General features: G+C 70.5%; 12 protein-coding genes. 7 read left to right on the forward strand and 5 right to left on the reverse strand.

Features of this window, described 5'->3' with window-relative positions:
* Positions 1-8 precede the first annotated feature (8 nt).
* Positions 9-248 carry a mycoredoxin gene (locus KFLA_RS26450; RefSeq protein WP_012922905.1) on the forward strand — a complete coding sequence of 80 codons (240 nt, stop codon included), beginning with the start codon at positions 9-11 and terminating at the stop codon, positions 246-248.
* A gap of 66 nt (positions 249-314) precedes the next feature.
* Here KFLA_RS26450 and nudC read toward each other — a convergent pair whose 3' ends face one another.
* Complete coding sequence (nudC, locus tag KFLA_RS26455; protein ID WP_012922906.1) at positions 315-1,238, reverse strand: NAD(+) diphosphatase; 924 nt, start codon at positions 1,236-1,238, stop codon at positions 315-317.
* 43 nt (positions 1,239-1,281) lie between these two features.
* Here nudC and deoD point away from each other — a divergent pair, with 43 nt between their 5' ends.
* Positions 1,282-1,995 carry a purine-nucleoside phosphorylase gene (gene deoD, locus KFLA_RS26460; protein WP_012922907.1) on the forward strand — a complete coding sequence of 238 codons (714 nt, stop codon included), beginning with the start codon at positions 1,282-1,284 and terminating at the stop codon, positions 1,993-1,995.
* 20 nt (positions 1,996-2,015) lie between these two features.
* On the forward strand, positions 2,016-2,543 hold the full coding sequence (locus tag KFLA_RS26465) for a hypothetical protein (protein ID WP_012922908.1): 528 nt from the start codon (positions 2,016-2,018) through the stop codon (positions 2,541-2,543).
* A 3-nt stretch (positions 2,544-2,546) separates the two neighbouring features.
* Here the strand turns inward: KFLA_RS26465 and KFLA_RS26470 are convergent, their stop codons facing one another.
* Positions 2,547-3,095, reverse strand: coding sequence for a hypothetical protein (locus KFLA_RS26470; protein ID WP_237706600.1), 549 nt, complete (start codon positions 3,093-3,095; stop codon positions 2,547-2,549).
* Positions 3,096-3,149: 54 nt separating this feature from the next.
* Entirely contained in the window at positions 3,150-3,833 is a 684-nt protein-coding gene (locus tag KFLA_RS26475) for a GOLPH3/VPS74 family protein (protein ID WP_012922910.1), read from the reverse strand.
* A gap of 172 nt (positions 3,834-4,005) precedes the next feature.
* Here KFLA_RS26475 and KFLA_RS26480 point away from each other — a divergent pair, with 172 nt between their 5' ends.
* From KFLA_RS26480 to KFLA_RS26495, 4 genes are all read left to right on the forward strand, one after another.
* A complete protein-coding gene (locus KFLA_RS26480) occupies positions 4,006-4,599 on the forward strand; it encodes a GNAT family N-acetyltransferase (protein ID WP_012922911.1) in 594 nt (197 codons plus the stop codon).
* A 1-nt stretch (position 4,600) separates the two neighbouring features.
* Entirely contained in the window at positions 4,601-6,358 is a 1,758-nt protein-coding gene (locus KFLA_RS26485; protein ID WP_012922912.1) for an IucA/IucC family protein, read from the forward strand.
* 66 nt (positions 6,359-6,424) lie between these two features.
* Positions 6,425-6,943 carry a Uma2 family endonuclease gene (locus KFLA_RS26490; RefSeq protein WP_012922913.1) on the forward strand — a complete coding sequence of 173 codons (519 nt, stop codon included), beginning with the start codon at positions 6,425-6,427 and terminating at the stop codon, positions 6,941-6,943.
* Positions 6,944-7,053: 110 nt separating this feature from the next.
* Positions 7,054-7,623, forward strand: a complete 570-nt coding sequence (locus tag KFLA_RS26495) for a Uma2 family endonuclease (protein WP_012922914.1) — start codon at positions 7,054-7,056, stop codon at positions 7,621-7,623.
* Here KFLA_RS26495 and KFLA_RS26500 read toward each other — a convergent pair.
* Together KFLA_RS26500 and KFLA_RS26505 are read right to left on the reverse strand one after the other, a co-directional pair.
* Positions 7,604-10,843 (reverse strand): ATP-dependent DNA helicase, encoded by a 3,240-nt coding sequence (locus KFLA_RS26500; protein WP_012922915.1) that lies wholly within the window; start codon positions 10,841-10,843, stop codon positions 7,604-7,606. The genes KFLA_RS26495 and KFLA_RS26500 overlap by 20 nt on opposite strands.
* A 109-nt stretch (positions 10,844-10,952) precedes the next feature.
* Positions 10,953-14,075, reverse strand: a complete 3,123-nt coding sequence (locus KFLA_RS26505) for an ATP-dependent helicase (protein WP_237706601.1) — start codon at positions 14,073-14,075, stop codon at positions 10,953-10,955.
* Positions 14,076-14,325: the final 250 nt, after the last annotated feature.

Raw genomic sequence — 14,325 nt, forward strand, 5'->3', positions numbered from 1 at the left:
GAGCCACGATGGCGGCATTCACGATGTACTCGACACCCTGGTGCGGTTACTGCCACCGGTTGAAGGGTCAGCTGAAGCGCGCCGGCATCGAGTTCACCGAGGTCGACATCGAGCAGGTGCCCGAGGCGGCGAAGCTGGTCGAGAAGATCAACAACGGCAACCAGACGGTTCCGACCGTGGTCTTCCCCGACGGCACCGCGATGACCAACCCCAGCCTGGCCCAGGTCGCGGAGAAGCTGGCCGCCTGACCCCTCCCCCCAGTACGACGAACGCGGCGCCGCGCCCCCTGGGCCGGCGCCGCGTCGTGCTGCTGGCTACCAGCTGCCCGGGAGCTCCTCGCCGTACCAGCCTTCGATGAGGCGGCGGGAGATCGAGATGTTGCCGGGCAGGGCGACGTCCTGGGACTGGATCTGGGCGCGCAGGTCGTCGCGGCTGAACCAGCGCGCGTCGACGATCTCGTCGGCGTCCACCTCGATGTCGAAGGCGGTGGCTCGGGCGTAGAAGCCGAGCATGAGGCTGGCGGGCAGCGGCCAGGGCTGGCTGCCGGCGTACTGGACGTCCGGGCCGACCACGACGCCGCTCTCCTCGAGCACCTCGCGGCGAACCGCGGCCTCCAGCGACTCACCGGGCTCGACGAAGCCGGCCAGGGTGGAGTAGCGGCCTTCGGGCCAGTTCTCGTTGCGGCCGAGCAGAGCGCGGTCCTGGTCGTCGGTGACCAGCACGATGATGGCCGGGTCGCTGCGCGGGAAGTGGTGCATTCCGCAGTTGGGGCAGTTCCGGAGGTGGCCGGCGTCCGCGACCTCGGTGTGGGCGCCGCAGTTCGAGCAGTGCGTGTTGACCGCGTGCCAGTTGACCAGGCCGACCACGTTGACCGCGATGCCGGCCTCCCGGTCGTCCAGCACGCCACCGATCTCCCGCAGGCCGGCGTACGACTCGTCCGGCTCCCCAGGCGACAGTACGGCGAACACAGCGCGCCCCTCGGCGGTCTGACCCGCCCCGGCCTCCCGGTCCATGCCCAGGAAGACCCTGGTGCCTTCCGGCGCCTCCGCCGGAGTCACGAAGCGCAGTGCGGTGCGCTCGGGCGTCACCGCGAGCTGGTCGCCCAGCACCAGCGCCACCTGCGTGTCCGGCGCGGCCCACGCCTTCTCCAGCCACCCCTCGTCCCGCCGGCGATCGGCAGCACGGTCCAGGACGGCACGGGACAGGGCGAGGGAACCTGGAGCGATCGAGTAGGCCACGGGCCCAACATATAGACCCCGGTCAGCGTGAGAGCATCCCGGCATGAGTATTCACATCGCCGCCGAGAAGGGGCAGATCGCTCCGCGGGTCCTGTTTCCCGGTGACCCGCTGCGGGCCCAGTGGATCGCCGAGGAGTACCTGACCGACGTGATCCAGTACAACCAGGTCCGGAACATGTTCGGCTTCACCGGCACCTACAAGGGTGAGCGGGTCTCCGTGCAGGGCTCCGGCATGGGTCAGCCGTCGGCCTCGATCTACGCAGGAGAGCTGTTCGCCGAGTACGACGTGCAGACGCTGATCCGGGTCGGCACCTGCGGCGCGCTGACCGAGAAGGTGAAGATCCGCGACGTGATCGTGGCGATGTCGGCCAGCACCGACTCGCAGATGAACCGGCTGCGCTTCCACGGCATCGACTACGCGCCGACGGCCGACTACCAGCTGCTGCGCGCCGCCGCCGACGCCGCCGCGGCCGCCGGGCTGAACGTGCACGTCGGCCAGGTGTTCTCCGGCGACCTGTTCTACAACGACCGGCCGGACCTGGTCTCGCGCACCGCGGAGTACGGCGTGCTGGGCATCGAGATGGAGGCGTCGGCGCTCTACACGCTGGCCGCCAAGTTCGGCCGGCGGGCGCTCGGCATCATGACGGTGTCCGACCACCTGATCACCAAGGAGGAGACGTCGGCCGAGGAGCGGCAGACCACCTTCTCCGAGATGATCACGATCGCGCTCGACGCGGCCGTCGAGGTGCCGGTCTGAACCGGTACGCCGTCACCTTGGTGAGCACTGCCCTGCTCATCGGTACCACGGCCTGCTCCAGCGACGACAGTTCGTCCAGTGAGGCCCCGGCCACCGCGACGTCCTCCGCGGTGAGCCAGGCGAGTCAGACCCCGTCGGCTCCGGCCGGCGACCTCTCCGCGTCTCAGGTGGTCTCCGGACTGACCGGCGCGGGCTACAAGTGCGGCAAGGACGGCGACTACGCCATCTGTACGGCGGCCCCGGTGGCCGTCTGGGTGCTGACCGGGAATCACAAGCGCCCACCGGTGGTGTCGCTGCACTCGCTCGGGACCGCCGAGCAGGCGACCACGGACATCGGCAAGGCGCTGCCCCGGGTGCTGGAGATCGCGCACATCGCTCCGGCGCAGCAGATCACCGAGTGGTTCGGTCAGCAGTCGGGCAAGACGGCCGCGAAGACCACCGCCGGTGACTGGCAGGTCGACTTGTCGGTCGAGGTGGACACCGAGGAGCCGGGCGCGCACCTGAGCCTGATGGACAAGCTCTGCACGGCGAACTGCCAGGCGGAGTAGCCCTCAGACCTTGCTGAGCCGGTCGCCGAGCAACTGCCTGAAGGCGTCGACCAGTCCCGGCCGGTAGCGCAGGTAGCGACGGGTGGAGCCGTCGTCGAGCAGCAGTTCGACGGCGGTCCCCCGCGGCTCACGGCGTACGTGCGCTGAGCGGACCCGGACGGCCTGGATGGTCTCCGGCGCCTTGGACATCTCGTTCAGGTCGTCGATGATGCCCTTGGCCTCGGCCCGGAGCTTGCGGCGGCCACCGCGGGTCAGCGCACTGCCGGTCATCCAGGCGACCCCGATCAGCGTGCCGACGAACTCCAGCGCGACCAGCAGGAGCGCGATGGCAAGCAGTACTCCGGCCGCGATCAGCAGGACCTTCACCAGGGCGTCGAGCTCGGCCTGCTTCGCCAGGAAGGCGAGTCCCAGGGCCACGCCCATCCAGATGGCGCACCACTGCGCCAGGTCGGGCCGTGACCCCTGGATCTGTCGCGCCGTCCAGCCATCCGCGCTGAACTCCAGATCCACCAGCCCACCAGGCTCGGACCGCACCCGCCTCACCGTTCTCACGCCCGGCAGGCTAACCCCCCACCCGGTCACAGCCCCCCAGAGCGCCGTACGGCGTCAGGAGCTGCTGGAGGCGGCTGCGGTGGAGCTGGCGACGATGGCCGCGGTGACGGCTGCCTGCATGTCCTGCACCGCGCGGCGTACGGCGGACGCGGCCCAGTCGGAGTCCGCGATCTCCTTCGCCCGGCGCTTGAGCTCCTTGCGGTCGACCGCGTCGGTGATCACCTTCGGCACCACGTTGAGCGCGCTCAGCAGGGCGATCAGCGCGCCGGTCCGCTCGTCCGGCTGGGTGCCCAGCTTCAGCACGTTGCCCAGCGCCGCCCGCAGGTCGCCCTCGTGCTGCGCGTCCTTGGCCGGCCAGCGGGTCACCGGGAACAGCCCCAGCACCTTGCTCTCGTCCGCCTCGAGGATGCCGCGCTGCGCCAGCCGCTGCAGCACCTCGTCCCGGAGCTTCTTGGACAGCTTGCCCATCACGTCCTTCGGCTTCTTGCCGGCCTTCTCGGCCAGGAACGCCAGCCGCGCGTCCAGCAGCGGATCACCGGTCGGCGAGGCGTCGGCGATCTTCAGCCGCCCCTCCTTGACCTCCTCCCCCGGCCCGGTGATGTCCACCTTGCCGAGCAGCGTCAGCTCGACCACCACGGCCCCGGCCAGCGCGTAGTCGAGCCCGGGCGACCCGGTCAGCGGCTTGCCGGTCTCGTCGTCGTACAGCAGCAGCAGCAACAGGTCCTCTGCGATCAACATGTGCACCAACCTAGGACGGCCCTCTTCCACCGGTCATCAGCCGCGCGGCCTACCTGCGAGGTCCCCCCGTCCGTCGAGGGCCCACCGGCCGGACCCCGGTTCAGCGGACTCCCGACGATCTACTAAGGTAAGCCTTAGCTAACAGGCCGCCCCCTCGAAAGCAGAGTCCGCCATGAGTCGTGTTGTGCCCGAACCGAGCTTCCGGCGGTACATCGCCGGGATCGGTACCCTCAGCCTTCGCCCGTTCGACCTGGACACCGACGTCCCGGTGCTGCACAGCTGGGTCACCCAGCCGTACGCGCGGTACTGGGGTCTGCTGGACGCGTCGGTCGCCGACGTGCACGCCGAGTACCTGCGGATCGAGCAGACCGGCCACCACCAGGCCTTGCTCGGTGAGCACGACGGCCGTCCGGCGTTCCTGATGGAGCGCTACAACCCGGCGTACGACGCGGTCGGGGCTGTGTACGACCAGGCGCCGGGGGACGTCGGCATGCACGTCCTGGTAGCACCGCCCGCGCCCGGCGAGCACCTGGCAGGGTTCACCGGCGCGGTGTTCGAGACGATTCTCGACTACCTGTTCAGCGATCCGCTGGTGGACCGGGTGGTGGTCGAGCCCGACGTGCGCAACACCAAGATCCAGGCGCTGAACGAGCGGATGGGGTTCCGCAAGCACAGCATCGTGCAGCTGCCGGACAAGCAGTCCTGGCTGAGCTTCTGCACCCGTGACCAGTACGCCGAAGCAGTCCAGATGAACGAGGCAGGCTGAGATGACCGACCCGACCGCACACCTGACCCCGGACAGCTGGGCCGCGGCCAACCGGGCCCTGGTCCGCAAGGCGCTGGCCGAGTTCACCCACGAGCGCATCCTCGAACCAGTGGCCACCGGCAACGGTTACACGCTGGCCAACGCGACCAGCGAGTACTACTTCGAGGCGCGGCGCTACCCGCTGTTCCACTGGGAGGTGGACGCCGCCAGCATCACGCGCACGATCGCCGGAGCCGACGCCCCGCTGGACGCGCTGGACTTCATCACCGAGTGGCACGACCAGCTCGGCATCGGCGCGGAGATGCTGCCGGTGTACCTGGAGGAGATCAGCAGCACGCTGGCGAGTACGGCGTACAAGCTGGCGAAGCCGGACGTCACCGCGGCCGACCTGGTCACCGCCGACTTCCAGACCATCGAGGCGGCGATGACCGAGGGCCACCCGTGCTTCGTAGCCAACAACGGCCGGCTCGGCTTCGGGGTGACGGACTACCGGGCCTTCGCACCCGAGGCGGGCCAGGCGGTCCGGCTGGCCTGGCTGGCCGTACGCAAGGACCGGGCGACGGTGTCGCACAGCTCGACGATCTCGTACGACGCGTTGCTGCGCGAGGAGCTGGGTACGCCGGTGCTGCAGCGGTTCGCGGAGCGGATCAGGGCGGTCGGCGAGGACCCGGCCGACTACCGGCTGATGCCGGTGCACCCGTGGCAGTGGGAGAACAAGACCTCGGTCACCTTCGCGGCCGACGTCGCGCAGCGGCACATCATCCCTGTCGGCACCAGCGACGACGACTACCAGCCGCAGCAGTCGATCCGGACGTTCTTCAACCGGTCGCACCCGGAGCGGCACTACGTGAAGACGGCGCTGTCGGTGCTCAACATGGGCTTCATGCGCGGCCTGTCGCCGGGGTACATGGAAAAGACGCCGGCGATCAACGACTGGGTGCACGACCTGGTCGAGAACGACGTGGTGCTGAAGCGCTACGGCTTCACCGTGCTGCGCGAGATCGCCGCGGTCGGCTACCACAACACGTACTACGAAGCCGCGACCGCCAAGACCTCGCCGTACCGGAAGATGCTCTCGGCGCTCTGGCGGGAGAGCCCGGTGCCGGCGCTGGACTCCGGGGAGCGGCTCGCGACGATGGCGAGTCTGCTGCACGTCGACCGGCACGGCTCGTCGCACGCGGCCGCGCTGATCCGCGCGTCGGGGCTGGAGCCCGCGCAGTGGTTGCGCCGCTACCTGGACGCTTACCTGATCCCGTTGCTGCACTGCTTCTACGCCTACGAGCTCGCCTACATGCCGCACGGCGAGAACCTGATCCTCGTACTGCGCGACGCGGTGCCGACCCGGGTGATCATGAAGGACATCGCCGAGGAGATCGCGGTGCTGAGCCCGGACACCGAGCTGCCCGCGGATGCCGAGCGCGTGCGAGCCGCCGACGTGCCGGACGACGAGAAGCTGCTCAGCATCTTCACCGACGTGTTCGACTGCATCTTTCGGTTCCTGTCGCCGCTGCTGGACCGGGAAGGGCTGCTGACGCCGGAGGAGTTCTGGTCGGTCGTGGGCGAGTCCGTGCGCGACTACCAGGCGGCGACGCCGGAGCTGGCGGATGCCTTCGCGCGGTACGACATGTTCGCGCCGGAGTTCGCGCTGTCCTGCCTGAACCGGCTGCAGCTGCGCAACAACCAGAACATGGTCGACCTCACCGACCTGTCGAACTCGCTGCAGTTCGTCGGCACGCTGGAGAATCCGATCGCGGGCTGATCCGTGGTCTGTGGACAACTACCGCGGCGGATCGGCGGGCCCGGCCAAGCTGGTCGGGTGAGACCAATGAGGAACGCCCAGACTGTCGCCGAGCCCGCGCCACGCCGCGACGGCCGGCGGTACGAGGTGATGGACGGGCGGCTGCAGGTCACCGGCACGCAGCCGCCACTCCACCACACGGCCGTCGTCGCGCTGATGGTGAAGCTGAAGCACGCCGCCCCACCCAACCTCCGCGTCGCCGTCGGCTCCCTCGACTTCCGCCCGACTCCGCCGCACACTCTCCGCCCCGACCTGCTCGTCTGCCGCACCGCCGACGCGGGCCTTCGGCACACCACGCGCCTCCTGGTCGCCGTCGAGGTGCTCTCCCCCAGCACCCGCATCACCGACGTGGTCCACAAACGAGCCCAGTACGAACGGTTCGCCGTCCCGTCGTACTGGCTGCTCGACCCGGACCGCCAGGAACTCACCGTCCTGGAGCTCGCCGAGGCTCACTACGTCTGCACTGCCGTCGTGCAGGCCGACGAAGCGCACACCGTCTCCCAGCCGTTTCCCCTCACGCTGACCCCGGCGGAACTGACGGGGTGAACGGGGCACAGTGGGGCAGATCCGGGGGCAGATCAGGGCAGATCGGCCGAATGGACCATCCATGAGGTTCGTGGGGTCGATGCTGGTCGCATGTCCACGAAGGAGGCACCATGGAAGTCGTGCACACTCTTCAGCCTGGCGCGTTCACACTGGCGGACCTCGACGAACTTCCCGACGACGGGATGCGGTACGAGCTGGTCGACGGGCAGCTGCTTGTGACTCCAGCTCCGCTGGCGATTCACCAGCGCGTCGCGGGGCACCTCTTCGTGCGCCTTCTGGACGGGTGTCCTGAAGATTTAGAGGTCTTCTTCGCGCCCTTCGATTTCCGGCCGAGCAAGCAGCGTTCCCTGCAACCGGACCTGCTCGTCTGTCGAGCTGAGGACGTGCGTCCCAAGGGTGTGGAATTCTGTCCGCTGCTACTGGCCGTCGAAATCTTGTCGCCCAGCACCCGGATGACCGATCTGCTGTTGAAGCGCGGCCTCTACGAAGAAGCCGGCGTCACCTCGTACTGGCTCATCGACCCCGAGGCCGAGACGCTGACCGCCCTCGAGCTGGTCGACGGGGTCTACCTGGAGCGGGCGGCGGTGAAGGCGGGCGAAACCTTCCGCGCCGACTTGCCTTTCCCCGTGGAGATCTCCCCGAGTGAGCTGGTGCAGAAGGTCAATCGTTCAGCAGGGTGACCAGTTCCTGCTTGGTGGGCAGATTGTCGGGGCGGACGATGTCGCCGGTGCGGACGTAGTAGAAGGCGGCGCCGACCTGGGTGAGGGGGATGCCGAGCAGTTCGGCCCAGGCGACGCGGTAGATGGCGAGCTGGAGCGGGTCGGCGGTTTCGGAGCGGCTGGTTTTCCAGTCGACGACGTCGTAGCCGCGGGAGCCGTCGGGGCGGACCACCTGGTAGACGGCGTCGATCCGGCCGCGGACCACCCGGCCGCCGATCGACAGGGCGAACGGCGCCTCGATCTCGTACGGCGCCTTCTCGCCGTACGGGCCGACCCGGAAGGCGTCCATCAGCTCGGTCAGGTCGGTGTCGTCCACGATGCCCTCGTCGGCGGCGCCGGGCAGGTCGTCGGGGTCGAGCAGGAACTGCTGGCCGAAGTAACTCTCCACCCAGGCGTGGAACCGGGTGCCGAACCGCGCCGCCCGGTTCGGTTTGCGCGGCATCGGCCGGGCCAGCTCGGTGGCCAGCCCGTCCGGGTCCTTGGCCAGCCGCATGACCTGCGTCGCCGACAACGTGCGCGGCAGCTCGACGTCGTACGCCTTGCGGCTCCGGCTTTCCCTTGCCTCGGACAGCAACCGCTCCAGCTCGGAGTCCCAGCGCGCGACCGTCGCCTGCTCGTCCAGCAGCAGCGACTCCTCGGCCTCCGCCGACGGCCCTTCCGCCCGGGCCTGCTGCACCAGCGCGGCTCCTTCCAGCCGCCGCCGGTACGCCTCCGCGTCGTACGGCGCGGGCCAGGCGGCCTGGGTCTGCTCGGCGAGCTCCGGGTTCTCCTCGCTCAGCTCGGGCTGCGGCGCCCAGGCGATCACCCGGTCCCCGGCGTGCTTCTTCAGCATCTCCAGGTACGCCGACGGGCCGCGCGGGCGCTTCTGCGTCGGTCCCCACCAGTGCCCGGTCGCGATCAGCACCTCCTTGGCCCGGGTGAACGCGACGTAACCGAGCCGGCGCTCCTCCAGCGAGTTCACCTGCTTGCACTCGTCGCTGAACGCCTTCAGCCCGGCGTTCGACAGGTCGTGGAAGTCGGGCAGCGTGTCCGCGTCACCGCGCAGCGGCCAGGGCAGCACCTTCGCGTTGGTGGTCCACTTGTCCCGGCCGCGGTCGGACGGAAACACCTTGTTCACCAGCGTCGGCACGAACACCACCGGCCACTCCAGGCCCTTCGACCGGTGCGTGGTGAGCAGCTTCACCGAGTCCGCCTCGCTCGGGACAGCGAGGTCGAGCCCCGCGGCGTACTCCTCCTCGGCGGCCAGGTAGGCCAGCAGCCCGTCCAGCGACCCGTCCGACTCGGTCGACACGAAGTTGCCGACAGCATCCAAAAACGCGGCCAGGTGGTCCCGGCGGCCGGAGTCGACGTGGTCCGGCGTCGCGGTCAGCTCGACGTCGAGCCCGATCGTGCTGATCACCCGGCGGACCAGGTCGAGCAGCGGCTCCCCCGCATGCGCGCGCAGCTCCCGCAGCTCGGTCGACAGCTCCTGGAACCGCTCCAGCGCTTCCGGTGAGTACCCCCAGCCCGCCGGTCCCGGGTCGTCGACCGCCTCGGCCAGTGAGATCACCTCGGTCGAGTCCATCCCGGCGACGGCCGCGTCCAGCGCGGCGACCAGGTCGTCGGCGGCCGGGCGGTCGCCGCCGTCGGCCAGCGCGCGGGACCGGTTCGCCAGCAGGGCCAGATCGCGGTGACCGATCCGGTACCGCGGGCCGGTCAGGATCCGCAGCATCGCGGCGTTCGCGGTGAGATCGTTGACCGCCTGCAGGGTGGCGACCACGTCGACCACCTCGGGCAGCGCCAGCAGGCCGCCGAGCCCGACCACCTCGACCGGGACCTTGCGCGCGATCAGCGCCTCGTGCACCGCGCTCAGGTCGACGTTCGTCCGCATCAGGATGCCGATGTCCTTCCACCGGCGGTTCGGCGTCTTGTGCGCCGCGACGATCGAGTCGGCGATCCACTCGATCTCCTGCGAACGGGTTTCGAACAGCCCGACCGTGATCGCGCCCTCGGGCGCCCCGTCCGGCGCCTCCAGCGGGATGACGCCGGGGTGCTGCTCGTACAGCTCGGTGGCGTGCTCGTTCGCGGCGGCGAGGATGCGGCTGCCGCAGCGCCGGTTGACGCTCAGCACGTACCGCCGGGCCGGCGTGCCGTCGGCGTTGCGGAAGTGCTCGGGGAACTCGTCCAGGTTCGCGACCGAGGCGCCGCGCCAGCCGTAGATCGCCTGGCACGGGTCACCGACCGCGGTCACCGGGTGGCCGCGGCCGTGCTCGGGATCCGGGCCGGCGAACAGCGCGGTCAGCATCCGCCGCTGCGAGACCGAGGTGTCCTGGTACTCGTCGAGCAGGACCACCTTGTACCGCGAGCGTTCGATCGCCGGGACCTCGGGACACTGCTCCGCGAGCCGGGCGCCGAGCGCCATCTGGTCCGCGAAGTCGACGACGCCCCGCTCGGCCTTGTACGCCTGGTACTCCTCGACCAGCTGCAGGATCTCGCCCCGCTTCAACGCGGTCTCGGCGAGCTTCTTCACCTCGACGGTCTGTTTCGGGGCCGCGGCCACCTCCTGCCTCACGGCCTCGTCGTGGTCGCGGATCTCGTCGGCGCGCAGCAAGTGGTCGGCCAGCTCGCCGTCGAGCGAGAGCAGGCTGTTCACCAGGGTCGGCACGTGGTGCGACGCGTACCGGATCGGTCCGGCGGACCGGCGCACGACGCGGCCGGCGAGCTGGTACCTGGTTGCGTCGGCGAGCACCCGGACGTCCGGCTCGAGCCCGAGCCGCAGCCCGTGCTCGGCGATCAGCGTGCCTGCGAACGCGTGGTACGTCGAGACGACCGGCTCGCCCGGCTCCTCGGGCTCCCAGTTCGGCACGTTCTTGCGCAGGTGCGCGGCCAGGATCGGGTGCTGGTCGGGCGGCAGGGTCGAGCCCAGCACGCCGGCCTTGGTCAGGTCCTCGCGGATCCGGACGTCGAGCTCGTTGGCCGCCTTCTTGGTGAAGGTGAGACCGAGCACCTCCTCGGGCTTGACCTGTCCGGTGCAGATCAGCCACACCACGCGGGCGGCCATCGCGGTGGTCTTGCCCGAGCCGGCACCGGCCACGATCACGCCCGGAGCCAGCGGCGCGGTGATCGCCTCCAGCTGCTGGTCGCTGAACGGGATGCCGAGCAGGTCGACGAGGTCGGCCGTGCTCTCCAGCTTGGCAGCCATCAGCAGCTCCCCGGACGACCAGCGGACAGGACGGACACGGCAGAGCGGGCGGACACGGTAGAGCGGGCGGACAGCGGCAGGACGAACAGGGGCGCCGCAGCGGAGCGCATCAGACGATCTCCCGGCCTTCGGGCTGGATCGGGCACAGCCCGCGCACGTCGCACCGGCTGCAGCCGTCGTTCCGCTTGGCCACGAACTCCTCCGACCGCACCATCTCCTCAGCCTCCTCGACCGCTTCGTCCAACCAGGTCCGGCCGTTCTCGCCCGGCTCCAGCGGCGCCTGCCCCTGGACCTTCGGCAGCCCACTGTCGTCGTGGCGCAACTGGACCAGCTCGGCGCCGCCGCTCTCAGCGTCCTCGCCGAGCAGCTTCAGCTGGCGGGACGCGATCGCGCGCTGGTAGATCGCCAGCTGGACGTGCCGCGCCACGGCCGGCTTGGTCGGCGCGGTCCGGCCGGTCTTCAGGTCGATCACCCGGATCTTGCCGTCGGCGTCCTGCTCGACCCGGTCCATCCGGCCCTTCACCTGGACGGCCGGGTGGTCGGCGTCCGGCAGCAGCACGCTGAACTCGACCTCGCTGCCGATCATCCGGCGGTCCGGCCGGCCCTGGTGCCAGGCGACGAAGCGGCGCAGCGCCTGCTCCGCCTCGACCCGCTCCCGGTCCGAGATCCAGGCCGACTCGAACTCCAGCTGCGTCCACACCTTGTCGAGCCACCCGTTCAGCTCGTCGGCGTCCGGCGGCAGCGTGCCGGTCGCGACCGCGTCCGCGAGCGTGTGCAGCACCATGCCGAAGCCGATCGCCGACGTACTCGGCGTCTCGCCACCGGCCCGGCGCTGCAGGAACCAGCGCAACGGGCAGTCCACGATCGTGGTCAACGCGCTGCCGGTCAACGGCACCGGCTGATCCGGTACGGCGATCGGCCGCTCGGACTTGGTCCGTTCCCGCACGCCCCACCAGCGATCCGGGTCGGCGGTCGGGACCAGGGGGTAGCCGCGCTCGTCGGTCGCCTCCGCGAGCTGCGCGAGCTTGTCGGCAGCCACCCGCTTCAGCGCGGCTGAGGACGCCGGGTCCGCCAGCACGCAGCGCAGGTCGGCGACCAGTCCCGGCAGGGACAACGGGCGCCGCGGCCGTCCGGCGACCAGTTTCACCGGGATGTCCAGCTCGGCCAGCAGCCGCGACGGCTGGTCGCCGTCCGCCTCGGGCGCCTGCACGGCCGTGACGATGAGCCGCTCGCGCGCGCGGGTGATCGCGACGTAGAACAACCGCCGCTCCTCGGCGAGCAGGGCGCCGGCGGACAACGGCTCGACCAGGCCGTCCGGACCGAGCCGGTCCGGCTCCAGCAGAGAACCGCGTCGGCGCAGATCGGGCCACTGCCCCTCCTGCACGCTCGCCACCACGACGAGCCGCCACTGCAACCCCTTCGAGCGGTGCGCCGTCATGAGTTGCACGCCGTTCTCCCGGTAGGTCGCGTCGTACCGGTTGTCGGCGGCGATCTCGAGGGACTCCAGCTCGCTCAGGAACGCCGAGACGCCCTTGAAGCCGACCTGCTCCTCGGCTCGGCCGGCCGCGTCGAACAGCGCGCACAACGAGTCCAGGTCGCGGTTGGCGGCGCGGGCCACCTCGCCGCCACTGTTCGCCTGGCCGCGGAGCCGGCGCAGCCACGGGGACTCCGACCACAGCGACCACATCACCTCGTCCGGCGCGGCGCCGGCGGTTAGGATGTTTCTTGCCTTGAGCAACCTCTCGCCGAGCGCGACGAACCGGGCCTCGGCGGGTGACGCCTGCTCGTCCAGCAGCAGCGGCTCCATCAGCGCCTCGCGCAGCAGCTCGTCCGACGAGCGGGGCAGCCGCTGACCGCCCGCGGCCTCCCGGTCCCGCTTGCGCAGGACGCGGGCCAGCCGGCGCAACTGCCCGGCATCCATCGCGCCCAGCGGCGACAGCGCCAGCGCCCGGACGACGTCCACGGTGAGCGTCGCCGGATCGGCGACGGCGCGCAGCGCGAGCAGCATCGGCCGGACCGCGGGCTCACGCGACAGCGGCAGCTCGTCACCCGCGACGTCGACCGGGATGCCCGCCGCCGCCAGCGCCCGGCGCAACGGCGGGATCGACCGGCTGCCGGACCGGACCAGCACCGCCATGTCGTGCCAGGCGACGCCGTCCTGCACGTGCGCCCGGCGCAGCAGGTCGGCGATGTGCTCCAGCTCGGCACCGCTGGTGGAGTAGAGATTCGCCTCGACCTTGCCGGGGCCGAAGACGCAGCCGCTGGCGTCGGGATTGCGGAACCGCTCGAAGGTCTCGCGGTCCAGCGTGCCCGGTACGCCGAGCCGGTTGACGACGTTGCGGGACACGCGCAGCAGCGTCGTACCGAACCTGCGGGTCGTCGCGAGCGCGATCTGCGCGGCCGGCTCGCCCGTGACGGTCGGGAACTCCTCGGTGAACCGCAGCAGGCCGCGCACGTCCGCGCCGCGGAAGGTGTAGATCGACTGGTCCGGGTCGCCGACCACGACCAGGTCGCGGCCGTCACCGGCGATCGCCTGCAGCAGCTTGGTCTGGCCCGGGTCGGTGTCCTGGTACTCGTCGACGAAAACGACCTTGAACTCCTCGCGCAGCTTCGCCTGGACCTCGGGCTGCTGGGCCAGGATCACCGCGCGGTGGATCAGCTCGGAGTAGTCCAGCACCTGCTCGTGGTCGAGGATCTGCAGGTACTCCTCGAAGAAGTCGCCGACCGCGACCCACTCCGGCCGGCTCGCGGACTGCCCGATCGCGGACAGGTCCTCCGGGTCGAGCCCGAGCTGCCGCGCCTTGCCGATCACCGCCTGCACCTCGTCGGTGAAGCCGCGCGTCTTCAGCGCCGGGTGCAGGCTGCGCGGCCAGTGCACGACGCCGACCTCCCGGCTGCCACCGAGCACCTCGCTCAACCGCAGCGACTGCTCCGGCCCGGACGGCAGCCGCAGCGGTACGTCGAAGGCGTCCGCGGGCGTGAACCGGCGCAGCAACGCGTAGCAGAACGAGTGGAACGTCATCGACGGCATCGACCGCGTCGTCCGCCCCAGCCGGGTGGTGATCCGGTCCCGCAGCTCGGTCGCCGCCTTGCGCCCGAACGTCAGCACCAGCACCTGGTCGGCGCTCAACCCGCGGTTGGCGACCCGGTCCACGACCGCCTCGACCAGCGTCGTCGTCTTGCCCGTGCCCGGCCCGGCGAGAACGAGCAGTGGACCACCGGGGTGGTCCACGACAGCTTGCTGATCAGCATCCAGAACCGGCGCAGGGGCCGGCCCCTCGACACGGCCCGGCGGCTTCACGAGCCGGTAGCGGGATCCTGTTCTGCTGACCACCGTCACATCCCATCAGACCCCACCGACAATCCGCGCCGCCCACCCCCACCAGGGCGTGTTGATTAATTCCCTGCAGTCGCGAGCAGGTGCCCAGTGCGGCGAGGTGCCGTGCCGGGTGCCGCGCAGCACGCAGGGAATTGATCAACAC

This window comes from Kribbella flavida DSM 17836 (assembly GCF_000024345.1).
In the GTDB taxonomy this organism is placed as follows: domain Bacteria; phylum Actinomycetota; class Actinomycetes; order Propionibacteriales; family Kribbellaceae; genus Kribbella; species Kribbella flavida.